Source organism: Promicromonospora sp. NPDC057138 (assembly GCF_042670845.1).
Classification (GTDB): domain Bacteria; phylum Actinomycetota; class Actinomycetes; order Actinomycetales; family Cellulomonadaceae; genus Promicromonospora.
In genome coordinates, this window is record NZ_JBHUUX010000008.1 from 119,915 (window position 1) to 139,002 (window position 19,088).

The 19,088-nt window shown below is 71.8% G+C and carries 16 protein-coding genes; 5 read left to right on the forward strand and 11 right to left on the reverse strand.

Features of this window, described 5'->3' with window-relative positions:
• Positions 1–41 precede the first annotated feature (41 nt).
• The 3 genes from ACFT2C_RS08000 to ACFT2C_RS08010 form a co-directional block, all read right to left on the reverse strand.
• Positions 42–650, reverse strand: a complete 609-nt coding sequence (locus ACFT2C_RS08000; RefSeq protein ID WP_377206497.1) for a TetR/AcrR family transcriptional regulator — start codon at positions 648–650, stop codon at positions 42–44.
• A gap of 82 nt (positions 651–732) precedes the next feature.
• The gene (locus ACFT2C_RS08005; protein ID WP_377206498.1) at positions 733–1,809 is read right to left on the reverse strand and encodes a DUF4037 domain-containing protein; all 1,077 of its coding nucleotides are present in this window, start codon (positions 1,807–1,809) and stop codon (positions 733–735) included.
• A 51-nt stretch (positions 1,810–1,860) separates the two neighbouring features.
• Positions 1,861–3,525 (reverse strand): BadF/BadG/BcrA/BcrD ATPase family protein, encoded by a 1,665-nt coding sequence (locus ACFT2C_RS08010; RefSeq protein ID WP_377206499.1) that lies wholly within the window; start codon positions 3,523–3,525, stop codon positions 1,861–1,863.
• Positions 3,526–3,559: 34 nt separating this feature from the next.
• Here ACFT2C_RS08010 and ACFT2C_RS08015 point away from each other — a divergent pair, with 34 nt between their 5' ends.
• Positions 3,560–4,132, forward strand: a complete 573-nt coding sequence (locus tag ACFT2C_RS08015) for a DUF1269 domain-containing protein (RefSeq protein ID WP_377206500.1) — start codon at positions 3,560–3,562, stop codon at positions 4,130–4,132.
• 91 nt (positions 4,133–4,223) lie between these two features.
• Here ACFT2C_RS08015 and ACFT2C_RS08020 read toward each other — a convergent pair whose 3' ends face one another.
• On the reverse strand, positions 4,224–4,895 hold the full coding sequence (locus ACFT2C_RS08020) for a GAP family protein (protein WP_377206501.1): 672 nt from the start codon (positions 4,893–4,895) through the stop codon (positions 4,224–4,226).
• 229 nt (positions 4,896–5,124) lie between these two features.
• Here ACFT2C_RS08020 and ACFT2C_RS08025 point away from each other — a divergent pair, with 229 nt between their 5' ends.
• From ACFT2C_RS08025 to ACFT2C_RS08040, 4 genes are all read left to right on the forward strand, one after another.
• Complete coding sequence (locus ACFT2C_RS08025) at positions 5,125–7,446, forward strand: arylsulfatase (protein ID WP_377206502.1); 2,322 nt, start codon at positions 5,125–5,127, stop codon at positions 7,444–7,446.
• Between the two features lie 115 nt (positions 7,447–7,561).
• Positions 7,562–8,059, forward strand: a complete 498-nt coding sequence (locus ACFT2C_RS08030; RefSeq protein WP_377206503.1) for a DUF1269 domain-containing protein — start codon at positions 7,562–7,564, stop codon at positions 8,057–8,059.
• Between the two features lie 21 nt (positions 8,060–8,080).
• Positions 8,081–8,539, forward strand: a complete 459-nt coding sequence (locus ACFT2C_RS08035; RefSeq protein ID WP_377206504.1) for a hypothetical protein — start codon at positions 8,081–8,083, stop codon at positions 8,537–8,539.
• Positions 8,540–8,734: 195 nt separating this feature from the next.
• Positions 8,735–11,521 (forward strand): LuxR C-terminal-related transcriptional regulator, encoded by a 2,787-nt coding sequence (locus tag ACFT2C_RS08040; protein ID WP_377206505.1) that lies wholly within the window; start codon positions 8,735–8,737, stop codon positions 11,519–11,521.
• Between the two features lie 64 nt (positions 11,522–11,585).
• Here the strand turns inward: ACFT2C_RS08040 and ACFT2C_RS08045 are convergent, their stop codons facing one another.
• From ACFT2C_RS08045 to ACFT2C_RS08075, 7 genes are all read right to left on the reverse strand, one after another.
• Positions 11,586–12,518, reverse strand: a complete 933-nt coding sequence (locus ACFT2C_RS08045) for a formylglycine-generating enzyme family protein (protein WP_377206557.1) — start codon at positions 12,516–12,518, stop codon at positions 11,586–11,588.
• A 113-nt stretch (positions 12,519–12,631) separates the two neighbouring features.
• The gene (locus ACFT2C_RS08050; protein WP_377206506.1) at positions 12,632–14,131 is read right to left on the reverse strand and encodes an arylsulfatase; all 1,500 of its coding nucleotides are present in this window, start codon (positions 14,129–14,131) and stop codon (positions 12,632–12,634) included.
• A 40-nt stretch (positions 14,132–14,171) separates the two neighbouring features.
• Positions 14,172–15,548, reverse strand: a complete 1,377-nt coding sequence (locus tag ACFT2C_RS08055) for a hypothetical protein (RefSeq protein WP_377206507.1) — start codon at positions 15,546–15,548, stop codon at positions 14,172–14,174.
• Positions 15,549–15,711: 163 nt separating this feature from the next.
• Complete coding sequence (locus tag ACFT2C_RS08060; RefSeq protein ID WP_377206508.1) at positions 15,712–16,434, reverse strand: ZIP family metal transporter; 723 nt, start codon at positions 16,432–16,434, stop codon at positions 15,712–15,714.
• Positions 16,435–16,448: 14 nt separating this feature from the next.
• Positions 16,449–16,823, reverse strand: a complete 375-nt coding sequence (locus ACFT2C_RS08065; RefSeq protein WP_377206509.1) for a PLDc N-terminal domain-containing protein — start codon at positions 16,821–16,823, stop codon at positions 16,449–16,451.
• 213 nt (positions 16,824–17,036) lie between these two features.
• Complete coding sequence (locus ACFT2C_RS08070) at positions 17,037–18,320, reverse strand: ABC transporter permease (protein WP_377206510.1); 1,284 nt, start codon at positions 18,318–18,320, stop codon at positions 17,037–17,039.
• On the reverse strand, positions 18,317–19,030 hold the full coding sequence (locus tag ACFT2C_RS08075; RefSeq protein WP_377206511.1) for an ABC transporter ATP-binding protein: 714 nt from the start codon (positions 19,028–19,030) through the stop codon (positions 18,317–18,319). The genes ACFT2C_RS08070 and ACFT2C_RS08075 overlap by 4 nt, the downstream gene beginning before the upstream one ends.
• Between the last annotated feature and the right edge of the window lie 58 nt (positions 19,031–19,088).

Genomic DNA, 19,088 nt, shown 5'->3' on the forward strand with positions numbered 1-19,088 from the left:
GACATTCACCGCGCCGTCATCCACAGGCCCGGCCGTGCGGTTCAGCCCGCCGGGCTGTCGGCGGTGGCAGGCAGGAGCTGGGCCGCGAGCGAACGGGCCGTCGCCGCCAGCGTCTCGACGTCCATCCCGCTGCGCCCCATGAAGGTCAGGCCCTGCTGCGCGGCGAGCAGCCCCCGTGCGATATCGACCGGGTCGGCGGAGCCCGGCAGGTCGCCCTCGGCCTGCGCCCGCGCCACGCACGCGGCCACGATCGCCGTCGTCCCCTCGTACGCCTGCCGCGCCTCCGCAGCGACGACGGGATCGGCGGACGCCAGCTCGGTGGTGCTGTTGGCGAGCAGGCAGCCGCGCCGGGCGGACACGCCGTCGGGGTCGCCCACCGGCGACATCAGGAAGGACCGCAGCGCGTCGACGGCGCGCGGCGCGGAGTCGACCGACCGGCGCAGCCCGCGGTCGAGCGACGCCACGTACCGGCGCAGCACCCGGAGGAAGAGCTCGTGCTTGTCCCCGAAGGCGGCGTAGAGGCTGCCCTTGCCCAGGCCGCTCACGCGCATGAGGTCCTGCAGCGAGGTGGCCGCGTAGCCCGCGTTCCAGAACTGGTCGCAGACCGCCCGCAGCACCGTGTCCTCGTCGAACTGTCTCGGCCTCGCCATGCCCCCAGGATAGTGATTCTTGACCGGTCGGTCCACCATGTAGCTGGGTCCACCATGTAGCGGACGGCGGCGAGGTCCAGGTCTACCCCTGACCCTGGCCGTCCCGGCCCGACTGCCCGACGAGGACCTGCGTCAGCCGGCCGCGCAGGTCCTTGTCGGTGAGGGTGCCGACGTCGTCCACCCACTGCTCGACGCCGCCGCGGTGCGACAGCACGCGCACCGCCGGGTCGGTGACCGCGGCGCGCAGCGTCCCCGCCACCCCGGTGCGCAGCCCCGTGAACGGACGGTCGTAGAAGGGCTCGCACGCCGGCCCGTCCAGCGCGGGCAGCCCGACGGCGCGCTGCCGCTCGTGCAGCGCCTCGCAGGCCGCCCGCAGGGCCGCGTCCCGCTCCTGCCACGTAGGGGCCGCGAGCACAGTGCCCAGGTGCCCGCCGGCCGACGGCGCCACGGGCAGCCCCGCGAACATCGTCCCCGCCCACTTGGAGTACGGCGGCCAGCGCCGCTCCAGCAGGAAGCCGAGCCGGATCAGCGCCGTCACCAGGCGCGCGGCGATCAGCCGCGAGCCGAGGTCGTCGCCGCGCTGCCCGGTACGGCCCACGAACGGCAGCTCCTGCTCGACCCGCGTCCAGTCCGCCGCCAGGACGTGCAGCCACACGTCGTGCGGGTACCAGGCCAGGAGCTCGCGCAGCGCGGTGATCTCGCCGGACGTGTCCTCGAAGACCGGCCCTGCGGTGACCTCGAGCACCGCCTGCCCGGTCAGGGAGAGCCAGTCGGTGACCTTCAGGCCGCCACTGGTCTTCAGGCCGTCACCGACGTCGAGCCCCGTGCGCGAGCGCACGAGGTCCGCCGGCGCCGCCACCTCGACCCGGTGCCGGACGGCCGGGTCCCAGGTGAGCGCGAACGCCGTCGGCCACCCCCGGTACGACGCCGGGAGGGACCCGGCGAGGACCTGGTCGACGTCGTCGACGTGCTCGGCGGGGACGAGCAGGGTCAGCCGCAGCCCCCAGTCGTGGTCGCGGGAGGTGTCGTCGTCGAGCCCCAGCACGTCCGACCCGGTGCCGAGCCGCCCAGCCGCGCGCGGTACGCCGGGCGCCTCGCGGTCCAGGATCGGGCGGACGACGTCGGCCCAGTACGCACGGGCGAGCTCGATACCGGACATGGCGCCAACCTAAGATCTGGCCCGGGGTCGGTCCAGCCGATTCGGGCGGGTTCAGTGCACGTTCGCGGTGACCGCGCGCGTCGTCAGGCAGGTCCAACCGCCGACGTAGATGCGGTCGCCGTCGGACAGCCAGCGGCGCTCCCCGTGCCGCAGGGGCTCCATGGGCAGCGCGTCGCCGCGCGCGGCGACGAACGTGCCGTTGGCCGACCCGAGGTCGATGACGCTCCAGCCGCCCTCCACCCACGCGATCTCGCAGTGCCGGCGCGAGACGCCGGTGTCCTCGCACACGATGTCGGGCACGACGCCGCGGCTGCGCGAGGCGCGACCGACCAGAAGGCGCTCGCCGGTCAGCGGCACGACGGAGTCGGCCGACTGGGACGAGGCCAGGCCGTCCTCCGGGAGCTCGTCGGCGGACCACTCGTAGTCCGACCGGATCTCGACCGCCCACGCCGTGGGCGTCTCGTCCCGCGCCGGCAAGGGCCGGACGACCGGGAGCACCACCCTCGGCAGGGTGACCGAGTCGTCCGGGCGCGGCGCCATGCCGATCCGGACCGCCAGCAGCGGGACGTGCTCCCGGGCGACGTCCGGGTACGCGGCCACCATCCTCGCCAGGACCAGCGCGCCGTCGAGCGGCAGCCCGGCGCTGGGCTGCACGCGGACGTCGTCCCGCTTCTCCAGGAGGTGCTGGAGCACCATCGACCGGAACATCGGCGCGTGCATCATGAGCTTTCCCGTGGTGACCGCCACCGGCGCGACGCCGGGGTGGCTCAGCACGGCGCAGAGCCCGTCCGCCAGGGACCGGGCGGCCTCGTCGAGGATCTCGCGGCACGCCTGGTCGCCGGCGACGGCCGCCGCGATGACCTGCGGCGCGAAGTCGGCGAACCACGAGACGTCGTTGACGGTTGTCCATCGCTCGCGCCGTCCGAAGTGCGCCTCGGCGGCGCGGACCAGGCCCGGCGACGCGCCGACCCGCCGGCCGTCCATCGACCGCGCCGCGGCGTCCAGACCACGCCGCCCGATCCAGGCGCCGCCGCCGTTGTCGCCGACGTGCGGCCCCATCCCGTCGGCGAGGTGCCACCTGCCGACGTCGTCGCACGCGACGGCCACCGCGCCGGTCCCCACGGCGAGCGTGGCACCCGGGCCCGAGCCGAGCGCGCCCAGGTGGGCGGTGACGGCGTCGCTCGCCACGGCGGTCGAGCTGGTGCGCAGCTCTTCCGCGAGGATGTCGTGCACGTGGTTCGCGTCGAGCGTTCCCGCGTTCGTCAGGGACCGGAACCCGCGCATGCCGACCGCGGCGGCCGCCACACGGGGACGCCCGCCGAACTCGGACGCGAAGCCGCGGCACAGGTTCCGCACCACGTCCGGCACGGTCGACCGCCCGGCGACGACGGCGGCCGGCGGCCCGGTGACCTCGTAGGACTTGCCTCCCGGCCCGGTACTGACCCGCAGGCGCGACCCCATGCCACCGATGTCCACGCCCGCCACCCGAGTGTCCGTCTCGGGGCCAATTGCCCCGCCCTGCTGACCCGTCGCTATCGGCACCGGGACATACTCCCCCGGGTTGTCCCGGCCCGCGATGCGACGGGTGATATTTCGCATCCGGCCGCCCGCGGGACGCGCGGCGAGGCCGGCGATCCGGACGCCGAGCGCGGCGAGCCCGCGCGACGGCAGAGGTGATTCCGTATGGAGAAATCTACTCCCGTTCCGGATGAGCATTTTTCGCCCGCTGTCTAGTGTCGAGCGCGCACCGATGCACGTCCTGAACAAAATTCAATCGCTCGTGAACGGGCAATCATCTTGCGCTCGATGTTGCGCGAGGCAGCTTTTCGATGGAGAGGGCAGCCATTCGATGATGACCACCTTGACCGCCTGGAAGTTTCAGTACGCGGACACGGCGGAGGTCGCGGCGCGGACGCTCCGGGAGCTCGCCCGCGAGAACCTCCTGGTCGTCTACGATGCCGCGACCGTGGAGTGGCAGACCGGCGCCGCGAGGCCTATGGCATCCCAGCTCTACCCGATCACCGACGTGGGCGCTCTCGGGACGATCTTCTGGGGACGGCTCTTCGGCCTCCTCTTCTGCAGCCCGCAGCGGGACGACGTCGACGGCGAGCTGAGCCACGCCCTCACGGATCAGGGGATCGACGACCGCTTCATCACACGGGTCCGGGACGGGATCATGCCGGGGACGTCGGCGCTCTTCGTCATGTCGCCGGACGCTGTCGTCGACAGGATCCGAGAGGCCTTCGCCGGCGACGACGCACCCGAGCTCACATTCACCAATCTTCAGGACGGGACGGCGTGCGGTCGAATTACTTTCTCATGAATGGTAATTGAAATATCTCCTCGGAGTGCCTGATCACATCTTCCCGGCCGACGGGTCGATCATCGCGACGCGGCTTCACCCGAAGCCGGCCTCACAGCACGGACACGCCATCGCCGAGCATCTTCGCGCCGAGGACCAGCAGCAGCACCGCCATGATCGCCGCGTTGTGGCGGATCATCCACGACTTCAGCTCGTCGAGGATCGCCGCGGCCCGCGCACCCATCGAGAAGTAGATGACGACGGGTGCGACGACGCCCGCGCTGGCCACGACGGCGAACACGAGCGCCGCGACCGCCGTCGTCCCGGAGTCTCCGGGTGCCGCCGCGGCGATGGCCGCACCCCCGGACACGACGAGGAGCAGGTTCTTCGGGTTGACCGCACCGAGCAGGACGGCGAGCCCCGCGGACCGCACAGGCGTGAACTGTGCGATCGCCGCCATCCATTTCGGCGCCGGCGGCTCGGCGGCGCCCCGCGGCCGGCCTCGCCACTGGCGGACGCTGAGGAGCAGCAGCAGGACGCCGAGGACGATCTTGAGCCAGCCCGTCCACGCGGCCGGCCCGTCGTCGTCCGGCGCGCCGGAGCCGGCGAGCAGCGCGACGACGAGCACCACGGCGAAGACCGCCAGGAACCAGCCGACGACGAACGCCAGTGCGTTGGAGCGCGCCCGTTCGCTGACGAGCATCAGCACCACCGCCACGATCGGCAGGGGGCTGACCAGCACGCCCACGGCCATGGGCAGGGACTGACCGATCGCGGCACCCACGCCGACCACCTCCGTCCGGGACAAGTCCGACCAGCCGTGCGCCCGACGCTAGGCACCGACGAAAGGACCGGCGTCACCCGAACAGGGTGACCCGCCAGGCCGGGCGTCCGCCGACGATGAGCCGTGAGCGAGGTCACCACGCCGGCCGGCCCTCAGCCCGTGACCGTGCGTCCCCGACCGAGCATCCGTCACCCCGAGCATCCGTCACCGAGCAGATGAGGTGGAGAACATGGCAGAGCAGTTCAACGGCCGTATCGCGCTGGACGTGCGGGACTCCGTCCCCGACTGGGCACCGTACAGGCTGAAGCAGGCGCCGGACGGGTCGCCGAACATCCTGGTGATCCTCTACGACGACACAGGTCTGGCCGCCTGGTCCGCGTACGGCGGGCGCATCTCGATGCCCACCCTCGACCGGCTGGCGGCGGGCGGGCTGACCTACACCCAGTGGCATACGACGGCCCTGTGCTCCCCGTCGCGTTCGGTCTTCCTCACCGGGCGCAACCACCACGTCAACCGGTGCGCCGCGATCATGGAGGGCACCAACGGTTTCCCGGGCGCCGCCGGCCGGCTGCCCGCCGAGTGCGCCACCGTGGGCCAGGTCCTCCAGGACAACGGCTGGTCGACGTTCTGGCTGGGGAAGGACCACAACGTCCCCGAGGAGGACATCGCGGGTGGCGGCAGCCGGTCCGAGTGGCCGCTGCAGAAGGGCTTCGACCGCTTCTACGGGTACCTCGGCGGCGAGACGAACCAGTGGTATCCCGACCTGGTCGAGGACAACCGGTTCATCGAACCGCCCTACACCCCGGAGGAGGGCTATCACCTCTCCCGCGACCTAGCCGACCAGGCGATCCGGATGCTCCGGGACCAGAACTCGTCCAACCCGTCCAAGCCCTGGTTCATGTGGTACTGCCCCGGCGCGAACCACGCGCCGCACCACGCGCCGCGGGAGTACATCGACAGGTACCTCGGCATGTTCGACGACGGCTACGAGGCGTACCGCGAGTGGGTGCTCGCGCGGATGATCGAGCGGGGCATAGTCCCCGAGGGCACCGAGCTCACCCCGCTCAACCCCCTGCCTGACGACGCCGCCAACCCCGCCGACCGTGTGCGGCCCTGGGCCGAGCTGAACGACGACGAGAAGCGCCTGTTCAGCAGGATGGCGGAGGTCTTCGCCGGCTTCTCCGAGTACACGGACGCGCAGATCGGCCGCGTCGTCGACTACCTCGAGCAGACCGGACAGCTCGACAACACGCTGATCTTCTACTGCGCCGACAACGGGGCGTCCGGCGAAGGCACGCCCGACGGGTCGGTCAACGAGAACAAGTTCTTCAACGGCTACCCGGACGACCTCCAGGAGAACCTGAGCTACCTCGACGTCCTGGGCGGCCCGGAGACCTACAACCACCACCCCACGGGGTGGGCGGCGGCGTTCTCCACCCCGTTCCAGATGTTCAAGCGCTACGCCCAGTACTCCGGCGGGACGTGCGACCCGATGGTCGTCCACTGGCCGGCCGGGATCCAGGCACGAGGCGCCATCCGGAACCAGTACCACCACGTGACCGACGTCGTCGCGACGATCCTGGACGTGGCGGGCGTCGAGATGCCGGAGACCTACCGCGGCGTGGAGCAGCACCCCCTGAACGGCGTCTCGATGCGGTACAGCTTCGACGACGGCGACGCGCCGACGACGAAGGAGCGCCAGTACTACGCGATGCTCGGCACCCGCGCCGTCTGGCAGGACGGCTGGAAGGCCGCGGCGGTCCACGCCCCGATCAGCGGGCACGGGCGGTTCGACGAGGACGCCTGGGAGCTTTACCACGTCGACGAGGACCGCGCGGAGGCGCGGGACGTCGCCGCAGAGCACCCGGAAAAGCTGCAGGAGCTGGTCGCCGCGTGGTTCGAGGAGGCCGAGCGCAACGACGTCCTCCCGCTGGACGACCGGAGCGCCGTCGAGCAGCTCACTCTCGACCGGCCGCAGGCCGAGCCGCCCCGCAACCGGTACGTCTACTACCCCGGCGCGGCGCCGGTCCCCGAGAGCGTGGCGGTCAACGTGCGCGGGCGTTCGTACAAGATCGTGGCCGACGTCGAGCTCACGCCGAGCTCCGAGGGCGTCCTCTTCGCGCACGGGTCACGCTTCGGCGGGCACAGCCTGTTCGTCAAGGACCACAAGCTGTACTACGTGTACAACTTCCTCGGCATCCAGCCGGAGCAGGTCTTCACCTCGGACGTGCTGGAGCCCGGGAAGCTCACGCTCGGCGCGGAGTTCGTCCGCCAGGAGGCGGGCACGCACGGGGAGTCGCTCGGCACGGCGCGGCTCTATGTCGGGGAGGAAGTGGTCGCCGAGGGGCCGATGCGCGCGCAGGTGGGCAAGTTCACGCTCTGCGGCGACGGCCTGTGCGTCGGTTACGACAGCGCGGACCCGGTCAGCCGCCTCTACCGCGCCCCGTTCCGGTTCACCGGGGGCCGGATCCTCGGCATCGGAGTCGACGTGAGCGCCGAGCAGTACATCGACCTGGAACGGGAGGCCGCCGCCGCGCTCGCCCGCGAATAGGACCTCACCTCTCTCGTGTGAAGGAGGTTCACCGGGAACGGGTGAGGCCTCCGAGCCGCCCGGGCGCTGGAGTAGCAGGGTCAGGCCACTCCACTCGATCCCGAAGGAGCCTCTCATGGCCCAGGCAACGCTGACCGTCTGGAGATTCAGGAGCGCGGACGGCGCGGAGACCGCGTCGCAGACGATCCAACAGCTCGCGAAGGAAAACCTCGTCACGATCCACGACGCGGCGATCGTGCGGTGGGAGGAAGGCGCGAAGAAGCCCAAGACCCGCCAGCTCACCCCGACCACCGGCGCCGGGGCCCTCGGGGGCGCCTTCTGGGGGATGCTCTTCGGGCTCCTGTTCTTCGTCCCGCTGCTCGGCGCGGCCATCGGCGCCGCCACCGGCGCGCTGAGCGGCTCCCTCACGGACGTGGGGATCGACGACGGCTTCATCAACCGGGTCCGGGACGAGATCACGCCCGGGACCTCCGCGCTGTTCATCATGTCGTCGGACGCGGTGGTGGACAGGATCCACGACGCCTTCGCCGGCCAGGCGCCGCCCGAGCTCATCTTCACCAACCTCAACACCGAGCAGGAGGCCGCGCTCCGCGAGGTCTTCGGCGAGGACTGACCCACCTCTCAAGGAGCGATCATGACTGGCGCACACTCATCCGGATCCGATCCCTACCCGGGCATGGCCCCGGTCGCCGCTTACGGCCCTCCCTCGGACATGGCTCTCACCACCTCGGGGTTCGCGGGGACCATGCTCATCATGGTGGCGCTCTTCCAGATCCTCCAGGGGATCGCCGCCGTCGCGAAGGACACCGTCTACCTGGAGGGCGTCGAGTACACCTACCAGCTCGACGTGACGAGCTGGGGATGGATCCACATCGGCATTGGCGCGTTAGCGCTCGCCACGGGAATCGGCATCCTGGCCGCCCAGACCTGGGCCTATATTGTCGGAATTGCCCTGGCTGCCATCGCGAGCATCGCGAACTTTGCATTTATTCCCTATTACCCCATATGGAGCATCATAGTTCTCGCCTTCAATGTCGCGGTGATCTGGTCGCTGTGCCTCCTTCTCGCACAGGGCAATCCGCGCTCAACGTGAGGTGGTGAGGTGAAAACAGGCGGGGTGCCCAGGCGACGGACGCCATGTGCGTGCATCATGGTTTGTAGGCGCATTGCTGGGCCATTGATTATCGAGTCCGGAATGACGCGTTATCAGGTTCGCGACGTTCTTTCGTCGCCTGCTGGCGGTTGGGGGCGGTCGCCACTTCACCTTTAGAGTGAGGGACGCTGCTGTATGCATTCCAGACAGAGCCCCGTCGGCGTCCGCGGCGCATCACCCGCGCCGCGCGTCCCTCGGCTGACGCTCGCGCCCGAGCCCGAGCCCGAGCCCGAGCCGCAGCGCAGCACGCCGTCCGACGCACCACCACCCGGCACGTCGGCCTACGCCGCGCCGCGCACCCGCCCGCCGGGCCATGAGGTTCTGGCGCCGGCCCTGCCGCGGATCTACGTCCCGCGCCGGCGCCTGTGGCAGCGGCTGGACGAGGCGGTCGAGGGTTCGGTCACCCTCCTCGTCGGGCCTGCCGGGGCCGGCAAGACGCTGGCCGTCGCCGGCTGGCTGCGACAATCGGCGTCGAGCCACGCCGAGGACGCCGTCTGGGTCCAGGCCGACGAGACGTTGACGCCCGAGGGCCTCCGCTCCGTCCTCGACCTGCGCGAACCGGGCGCGTCGCCACCCCTGGTCGTGGTCGACGACGCGCACCTGCTCCCGGCCGCGACCCTGCGCCACATCGACGAGCGGCTCAACGCGACGCCCGACGCCCTGCGGATCCTCCTGCTGAGCCGCTGGGCCCTGCCGCTGACCCGGCTGGTCCCGGAGCTCCTGGGCAACTTCACGTTCCTGCGGGGCGACCTCCTGCGGCTGAGCGACGCCGAGAGCGCCTCCCTCGTCGCGGAGCACGCCCGGACCGACGACGCACAGGTGGTCGACGCGGTGACCAGGCAAGCCGACGGCTGGTGCGCCGCGACCGTCCTGGCCGCCCGGGGGCTGCGCGCAGCGCCGGACCTGGCCGTCGCCGTCCGCCTGCTCCGGCACGACGCCGCCCCCATCGCGGCACGGCTGGCGGGCGAGGTCTTCAGCACCCTCACCCCGAGACAGCGCCACCTGCTGCTGTGCATCGCCGGCGAGGGCTTGGTCAGCGTCCCCACGGCGGCCCACCTGTCCCACGACCAGCACGCGGGAGAAATCCTCGCGGAGCTGGAGGACACCGGCCTGCTCGTCATCCGCGAGGACCCCCGCCCGCCGGACGGCGGCGGTTTCCGGGTCCACCCGCTCCTGGTGGAGGTGGTCCGGCAGCGGCTGGCCGCGGGCGGCGTCGACGCGGCTCGCGCCCGCTCCACCGTCATCCGCGCGGTCCGCCTCGACATCGCGCGCGGCAACCTGTCCGAGGCGTTCGCCCGGCTCGTCCGGGCCGGCGCGCCCACCGAGGCCGCCGAAGTCCTGGCCCGCGACGGCGTGCGCATGCTGCTCGACCAGTGCGAGCGCGACGACGTGGCCGAGTTCGTCCGGGCGGAGCCCGAGGTCGTCGACAGCCGCCCGGACGTCTGGTTCGCGATCGCCCTCGGCTGCTGGATCCGGGACGACGTCGAAGGGGCGCGCCACTGGGGCGACCGGCTCCTGGACGCGCGGCGACGGCTGGCCCACTCCTGGCTCCCCGGTGGCATGGACGGGCTGGACGCGACGATCGCCTGCGTCCGGCTGTGGCGCGCGGCGCTGGGGCTCGAACCGGCCTACGCCGCCATCGGGCACGCCAAGCGCGTGGTGGTCGCGTCGCAGACCCGCCCCGCCGTACGGGAGGCGAACGCCGAGGTCCTGCCCGTGCTGGTCAACGAGCTCGGGGTCGCGCAGAACTGGCTCGGGGAGCTCACCGAGGCCGAGACGAGCCTGACCCTCGCCGTCAGCCTGTCGCACAGCCAAGGGCTGCCCACGCTCGGGATGTGCGCCCTGAGCCACCTCGCCTTCACCCAGTACATGCGCGGGCGGGAGAGCGCGTGCATCGAGCTCGCCAACGATGTCCTCGTCGCCGCGGACGGCGCCGGCGCGCACCGGCTGCGCTTCGTCGCGGCGCGGGCCGGCCTCGCGCAGCTCCTCGCGCGCCTGCTCGACGTCCCCACGCCGACGAGGACCACGACGGAACACGTCTCCGCCGTCCGGTACCACAGCGGCGACCTGTGCACCCGCTTCTGGTTCCGCATCTGGGACGCCCGCCGGGAGGTGGTCGCCGGCAACGTGGCCGGAGCGCAGCGCATCCTCGCCGGCCCCGGCGAGCCCCTCCGGCTCACGGACGACCAGCTCCCGGAGCACCTGCGTGTCGCCCTGCTCGTGGAGCGCGCGTTCGTCGCCGCGCTGGCGAGCGACCGCGACACGCTCAGGTCGCTGCACGACACCCTCGAGCGGCTCGGCGCCGTCGGCGAGTCGGCGCTCGTGCAGGGGCTGCGCGCCGACCGGGACGGCGACCGGCGGGTCGCGGCCGCCGCGTTCGAGGCCGCCTCGGCCGACGCCACCTACTCGCAGCCGCCCACCCGCGCCCTGGCGCTCGCGTGCGAGGCCCAGCTCCTCGACGCCATGGGCGACCCGTCGGGCGCGCGGGACCGCCTGTCGGAGGCCGTAGCCGTGACCGAGGCCCGCCGGAACGCCGCGCCCTTCCTCGGCTGGGCGCGCCAGGGCACCCCCATCGAGACGCTGCTGCGGCGGCTGGCCAAGCGTCCCGCCACCGGGTGGCTGCACGAGCTCGCCGATGCGGCGACCGGACGGCCGGACGTCACGGCCCTCTTCGCGTCCATGACGGCGACGCCGCGCGAGCTCGACGACGTCAGCCAGACCCTCGTCCCGCCGGCGCTCAGCCCGCGCGAACGCGAGGTCCTCAACGAGCTGGCCCGGGGCGCCACCTACGCGGACATCGCCGCGGCGTTGTTCGTCTCCGAGAACACGGTCAAGACGCACGTGTCGAGCCTGTACGCCAAGCTCGCGGCATCCCGGCGCAGCGAGGCACTGAAGATCGCGCGCAGCTTCCACCTGCTCTGACGCTCGCGGCGCTGCTCGCGCCCGCGCGACCCCGGAGACCAGGCCCACGGGAGCGGCTCGCCGGTCATGGCTCGACCTCCAGCAGCGTGGTGCCCGGCGGCACGGCAGGGACGACGTCGTTGCGGACGCACCGGAAGCCCACGTGGCTCATCCCGGTGTCGACGGCCTGGGGCCGCCGCGCCGCGGGACGGTAGCGCAGGCAGTAGGTGTCCGCGCACAGGAAGGACCCGCCCTTGATGACCTTGCGGGGGACGGCGAACTGCGGCTGGCGCGGGTCGCGGCTGGTCTCGGCGTCGCCGCCGCGCGGGTTCACGGGCGCGCAGCAGGGCTCGAGCGCGGCGTCGGGGTGCCGGTCGGTCCACCAGTCTCCGGTCCATTCCCACACGTTCCCGGTCATGTCGTACAGGCCGTACCCGTTCGGGGCGAACGACCCGACCGGCGCGGTGCGCGACCACCCCGACTCCCCCGTCGAGCGCCAGGGGAAGTCGGGCCCGTCCCACGTGTTCGCCAGGATGCGGCCGCCCGGCCGGGGCTCGTCACCCCAGGTGAACGCCGCGCCGTCCACGCCGCCCCGCGCGGCGTACTCCCACTCCGCCTCTGTCGGCAGGACGGCACCCGCCCAGGCCGCGTAGGCAGCGGCGTCCTCGTGGGCGACCTGGACCACCGGGTGGTCCCCGCGGTCGTCGATCCCGGACCGGGGACCCTCCGGGTGACGCCAGGACGCGCCTGGCACCCACGCCCACCACTGGCTCAGGTGGCGCAGGTCGACCGGCCCGGGAGTCGGGGTGAACACCATCGAGCCGGGCGCGAGGTTCTCGGGCGGCGCCCCGGGATACAGCGCGGCGTCGAGCGGCCGCTCGGCCACCGTGACGTAGCCCGTCGCCGCGACGAACGTGTCGAACTGCGCGTTCGTCACGGCGAACCGGTCGATCCAGAACCCGTCGACCCGCGCCGGGTGCGCGGGCGCCTCCTCCGGGTAGTGGTCGTCGGAGCCCATGCGGAACAGGCCGCCGTCGAGCCGGACGGCGCGCTCGGTCCGGACGGCGTCGGCGCGGCTCACGTCGGTGGGCGGCTCGTCGGTGCGCGTGGCCATGCGCTCGGTACGTGCCGTCATGCGCTCGGGACTCCCGACTCGAGCTTCGCGAGCACCTGCTCGATGTTGAACGTCGCCGGCTTCTGGCGGGCGGGAAACTCCGCGAGGGTGGCGAGCATCGAGGCCACGTACGCCTGGGCGGGCACGAGCAGCCAGATGTGGTCCAGCATCCAGTCGTAGTAGCTGTTGGACGTGATGCTGGCGCGCTCGAACGGGTCGGTGCGCAGGTTGAAGATCTTCGGGGCGCGCAGCTCGACGTACGGGTCGAGCCAGATGTCGAGGGTGCCTGCCGCGCGCTGTTCGAGGAAGACGATCTTCCAGTTGTCGAAGCGCAGACCGGTGAGGTCTCCGTCGTCGGAGACGTAGAAGAAGTGCCTGCGGGGTGACTCGCCAGCCGCGCCGGTCAGATAGGCGAGCTGGTCGTGGCCGTCCAGGTGGACCTTGTACCGGGTGCCCGCCAGCTCGGTGCCCTCGCGCAGCTTGTCCGCGATGGCGGGTTCCCCTGCCGCCGCCAGCAGGGTCACGAACCAATCGTTGTGGCTGAAGAGCCCGTTCAGCACGGTGCCCTCCGGGATGTGGCCGGGCCAGCGCACCATCGCCGGGACGCGGTACGCACCCTCCCAGTTGGAGGCCTTCTCGTTGCGGAACGGGGTCATCCCGGCGTCGGGCCAGCTGTTCATGTGCGGGCCGTTGTCCGTGGAGTAGATGACAATCGTGTTCTCGACGATGCCGAGCTCGTCCAGCTCGTCGAGCAGGCTGCCCACGACGTCGTCGTGGTCGAGCATCGTGTCGTGGTACTCGGACTGCCACCGGCCGGCCCGCCCCTTGCTCTCCGGCTTGCCGTGGGTGCGGAAATGCATGTGCGTCGAGTTGAACCACAGGAAGAACGGCTGGTCGTCGGCCGCCCGGCCGCGCATGAAACCGAGCGCCGCGTCGCGGAACTCGTCGTCGACGGTCTTCATCCGCTCGCGGGTCAGCGGGCCGGTGTCCTCGATGCGCTGCGTGCCGTCGCCGTTCGCCCAGGTGTGCAGCACCCCGCGGGGCCCGAACCGCTTGCGGAAGTCGGGGAAGTCCTCCGGCGTCGGATAGTCGTCCAGCTCCGGCTCCTCCTCAGCGTTCAGGTGATAGAGGTTGCCGAAGAACTCGTCGAACCCGTGCATGGTCGGCAGGTGCTCGTCCCGGTCCCCGAGGTGGTTCTTGCCGAACTGGCCCGTCGCGTACCCCTGCTCCTTGAGCGCCGTCGCGATGGTCGGGTCCTCGGCCCGCAGGCCCAGCTTCGCGCCCGGCATGCCGACTTTCGTGAGGCCGGTCCGGTACGGGTTCTGCCCGGTGATGAACGCCGCGCGGCCAGCGGTGCAGCTCTGCTCCCCGTAGTAGTCGGTGAAGAGCGCGCCCTCCGCGGCGATCCGGTCGATGTTCTCCGTGCGATAACCCATCACGCCGTTGGAGTAGGCGCTGATGTTGGTCATCCCGATGTCGTCGCCCCAGATGACGACGATGTTCGGCTGGTCGGCCACGATGTCTCCTTCGAGTCGGGTGGTCCTCGTGCGGAAGGCGTCAGGACGGGTCGCCCCCGGCGGCGGACGCCGGTCGGGCCAGCAGCTCGATCAGCGCGATGAGCAGGCCCGCGACGACCGCGACGCCGACGACGAGCCCGGGCGTCGGGCTCGACGCGAGCAGCAGGACCAGGGCCGCGAGCGCCACGACCGCCGTCCGCGCGACGCCGCGGTACCGGGCGAGCCAGACGCCGGCAGGCCCGGTCGACACGCCCCGGCCCTCGGCCCACGCCCGGACGGTGCCGAAGCCCCGGCCGACGCCGGCCCGCAGGCCCCGCGCCGATGCGCTGGCCCCGCCGAGGTAGGCCGCGAGCGCCACGACGAGGCCGAGCACCCCGACGGTGCGCAGCGTGGCCCGCAGGAACGAGACCACCTGATCGAAGACGATCTCGGCGGCGTCCAGCCGCAGCACCACCCCGCTGAGCGCGTCGAGGTAGAGGCCGCGGGCTACCGCGAGGCCGGCGGCCAGCACGAGCATCGCCGCGACGAGCGCGAGGCCGGCCACGACCAGCGCGCGCAGGTGGTGCAGCGCCGCGATGACGCCGGCGCCCAGCAGGACCAGCACGATCCACGGGAGCCAGGTCCCCAGCGCGACGAGCTGGGCGTACCTGTTGCGGATCTGAACGAGCTGGGAGGTCTCCATGATCGTGAACGTCGCGTTGATCGTGGGCAGGTTGGCCGCGAGGCCGAGCCCGCGCGCTTCCAGCCGGTCCTTGAGCAGGTCGATCATCCCCGAGAGCTGGATGGTGAGCTGGCCTTCCTGCCCTACCTGGACGATGTCGCCCTGTTCGCCCCGCATGACGTCGACGAGCTGCTCGTGCGCCACCCGGTTGGCCTGCTCCCAGGCGGTGGCGAACTCGTCGCTGTCCACGACCCGGTCGGCCGTCTTGCGGACGAAGGACTCGACCCCGCTGGTCAGGGGCGCCTCGAGCGCGGGCAGCGCGGCCACCGCCCGCGGCGCGACGTCCCGCTCTTTCAGCCCGTCGGCGACGGTGTCGAGCAGGGACCCGACGTCGATCCGCTCCATCACGGCGCTGGTCAGCCGGCCTGCGAGCGCCGACCGCACGGTCGGGTCCTCGGCCAGGGGGGCGACGGTGGCGACGTAGCGGTCGGTGTCGGTCAGGGTGCGCTCCGCCCAGGCGGCGACCACGGCCACGGGCGCGAGGAGGGCGCCGAGGAGGATCAGGACGACGGCGGCCGCGCTCCGCGAGCGGTTCCGTGCGGGGCGACCTGGCCCTGCGGGCGGTCCGCCGTCCGGCGCGGGAGGCACCTCGTCGAGGCGGCGGCGGAGCTCCGCGTTCTCCCGTTCCAGGGCGGCGAGCCGGGCGGCGGCGTCGGGCGGCCCGCCGTCGTGCCCCGCTCCGGCCATCTCGCTCATACCGTCCCTGCTCCTCTCTGCCCCTCCGTGGCCGCCAGGCGGATGGCCTGGCTGCCCGTCCTCCATGGTTCGGGGGACGGACCGGGCGAGGCTTCCCCCGGAACGGGTGAGATGGGCTGTCGGGCCGGGCCGCGGCGCGGGGCGCGGGGCGCGCGGCGCGGGGTCAGAGCGCGGACAAAATCAGCGAGATGGCGAAGCCGACCGCCACCAGGGAGCCCGTGACCACCCCCTCGTCCCGGTACGACTCGGGGAGCAGGGTGTTGGAGACCATCGCGAGCAGCGCCCCGGCGGCGAACCCCTGGGCGAGCGCGCCCGTCCGGCCGCTGGCGGGGTCGAGCAGCAGGTAGCCGAGGGCGGCGCTCACCGCTGCGACCAGCACGACCGCCGACCACATCCACAGCACTCGCGACCTCGTCCAGCCGGCCGCGCGCAGCCCGCTCGACGAGGACAGTCCCTCGGGGAAGTTGCTGAGCACGATGCCTGCGAGCAGCGCGACGCTGACGTTGCCCTCCAGCACGGTCAGGCCCAGGACGAACGACTCGGGTATGCCGTCCAGGACGGAGCCGAACACGATGGCGAGCGGGGCGCCGTACGCCTGGGCACCGCCCGGGTCCTTGCGCGCGCCGCCGCCGCGCCGCGACAGCCACCAGTCACCGACGGTGAAGGTCGCGGCACCCAGCAGGGTGAACAGCCCGACGAGGCCGACCGACGCCGTCTTGACCGCCTCGTCGACCAGCTCGAAGGATACGGACCCGATGAGCAGCCCGGCACCGAGCGCCATGACGACGGCGATGAACCGGCGGCTCGGCGCCCCCGCATACGCGACCAGGGCGCCGACCAGGAGCGCCGCCGCACCGACGGCGCCCCACAGGAACGCCAGGGCCATGGGCCCTGCGCTGGTCAGACCAGGGCTTTCGACTTGAGCACCTCGAACTCCGCCGGCGTGATGGTGCCGGTGTCCAGCAGGGCCTTGGCGCTCGCGATCTGGTCGGCGGGCGACGTGGTGGCGACGTCACGGATGTAGCTCTCGGTGTCGCGACGCGCCGCGGTGGCCATCTCGATCTGCCGCTGTCCCATTCCCCGGCCGCGCGCGATGAGATAGACGAGGGCCGTGATCACCGGCAGGAAGATGAGGAAGATGATCCACAATGCCTTCCACCACCCCGAGAGCTCCTTGTCGCGGAAGAGGTCCGCGACCACCTGGAACAGCACCATCAGGTAAGCCACGAAGAAGAAGCTGTAGACCATCAACCAGAAGAAGTCCCAGAAGTCCATGATCTGCCCTACTCTCGATGTTCCTCGATGAGGCTCGGTCCTCGATTGTGCTCGTGAGCACGGACCGAGAACTCAAAAGTAGGCACGCGACCCGCGTACTGCCTCATGAGAATCGGGTGATCCGGCTCCCCCGCCCGTTGAGTGCTGATTTTTCGCCCTCTTTCCGCCGGTGACAGGCGAAGATCCAGCACTCAACGGGGTGGCGGGGGTCGGTTACTCGTAGCGGAGGGATGAGATCGGGTCCTGGCGGGCCGCGCGGAGGGCGGGCAGGGTGCCCGCGACGAAGGCGATGGCCATGACGCCGAGCACCACCGTCGCGACGCTGACCGGGTCGAACGCGATGAGCGTCAGCCCCGGCAGGTCCACCAGGAGGCTCCCGGACAGGCCGTTCACGAGCTGCCCGACGCCGATCGCGCCCAGCACGCCCACCGCGCTGCCGACCAGCCCGATGACCACTGCCTCGATGCTGAACAGGGAGAAGACCCGGCCGCTGGAGAGCCCCATCGCCTTCATGAGCCCGACCTCGCGGGTGCGTTCCTGGACGGCCATGAAGAGCGTGTTGACGATCCCGATGCCCGCCGCGATCAGCGCGATCACCGCGAACCCGTTCAGGACGAGCACGATGGCGTCGATGACGGAGGTGAGCGTGCCGAGCTGGTCCTCCAGGGTGCTGGCGGTGTAGCCGGCGTCCTCCAGCCGGTCCTGCAGGGCCTGGGCCGCCTCCTCGCCGGCGGCGACGTCGAACCAGACGGAGGCCTGCGCGTAGCGGGTGGTCTCCGCCTCGGGCGCCCCCGTGGTCTGCAGGTCGTAGAGGGTGTTGGTCAGGACGTCGTTCGGGATCGCGCCGCCCAACGCGCCCACCCCGGGCTCGGCGACGCCGACGATCGTCGCGTCGGTGGTCACCTGCTCCCCTGTGGCGTCGGTGACGGCCAGCGCCACGGTCTGCCCGACGGCGTCGGCTGCACTACCCAGCTCCAGCGGCTCGAGGTAGCTCTCGGGCAGCACCAGCTCCGGGTCGGCGGCGTCGAGGTCCACCTGGTCGCCGGCCGCGAGCTCGACCCGCATCCCGGGCACGAACCCGCCGGCGGTCATCTGGTACTTGGTCCCGCCGTCGTGCTGGACGTAGTCGATCATGACGCTCTTGGCCGGATCGACGCTCAGCACGCCGTCGACGTCGGCGATGGTGTCGATGTCGTCGTCGGTCAGGGCGGTGATCGTGGACCCGGGCGGGCCGTCGGCCTCGATCGTGTTCGGGTCGTACTCGGCCGGGCCGCCGTCGGTGGGCGCCTCCTCGTTCGTCTTGGTGACGGTCAGCACGTCGTCGACCCCGACGGAGGCCACCGTGTCGTCGAGGTACCGGTTGACGCCGGTGCCCAGGCCGTTCGTCAGGGACAACGTGAAGGCACCGATGAAGATGGCCAGGACCGTCAGGCTGGTGCGCAGCCGGGACCGGAACGCGTTGCGGAAAGCGGTGGCTACGACGTCGACGACCTTCATGCCGCCACCTCCTCGCGCACGGCGATGAGGCCGTCGCGGATGTAGACCCTGCGGTCGCACCGGGACGCGAGGTCCTCGTCGTGCGTGACGACCACCAGGTTGATGCCCTGGCGCCGGTTCAGGTCGAAAAGGATGTCCTCCACGACGGCGCCCGTGGCCGTGTCCAGGTTTCCGGTCGGCTCGTCCGCGAAGATCACGCGCGGCTGGTTGATCAGCGCCCGCGCGATGACGACGCGCTGCTTCTGCCCGCCGGAGAGGTCGTTGGCCCTGTTGCCGGCCTTGTCGTCCAGCTCGAGCTGCGCCAGGGCCGCCATGCCGCGGGCGTGGCGCTCGCGGCGCGAGACCCCCGCGATCTTCAGCGGGAGGGTCACGTTGTCGAGCACGCTCGCCTGGGCGTTGAGGAAGAACTGCTGGAAGACGAACCCGAAGGTGCTGTTGCGGGTCTGGTTGAGCTGCTTGGCCGAGAGCCGGGCGGTGTCGGTCCCGTCCAGCGTGATGGTCCCCGAGGTGGGCCGGTCGAGCAGGGCGAGCAGGTGCATCAGGGTCGACTTGCCCGAGCCGCTCTTGCCGACGATCGCGATGGACTCGCCCTCGGCGATGTCCAGGTCCAGGCCCTTGAGCGCCTCGAAGGCGCTCGGGCCCGACCCGTAGGTCTTGTGCAGGTTGCTGACGGAGAGCAGTGGGGAAGCCACGTCGGCCGCCTCTCTCATGGTGCCGGAGATGTTGACGTGGCCAACCCTCCGCTCTCGCGGGCGCTCGCGAATCGCC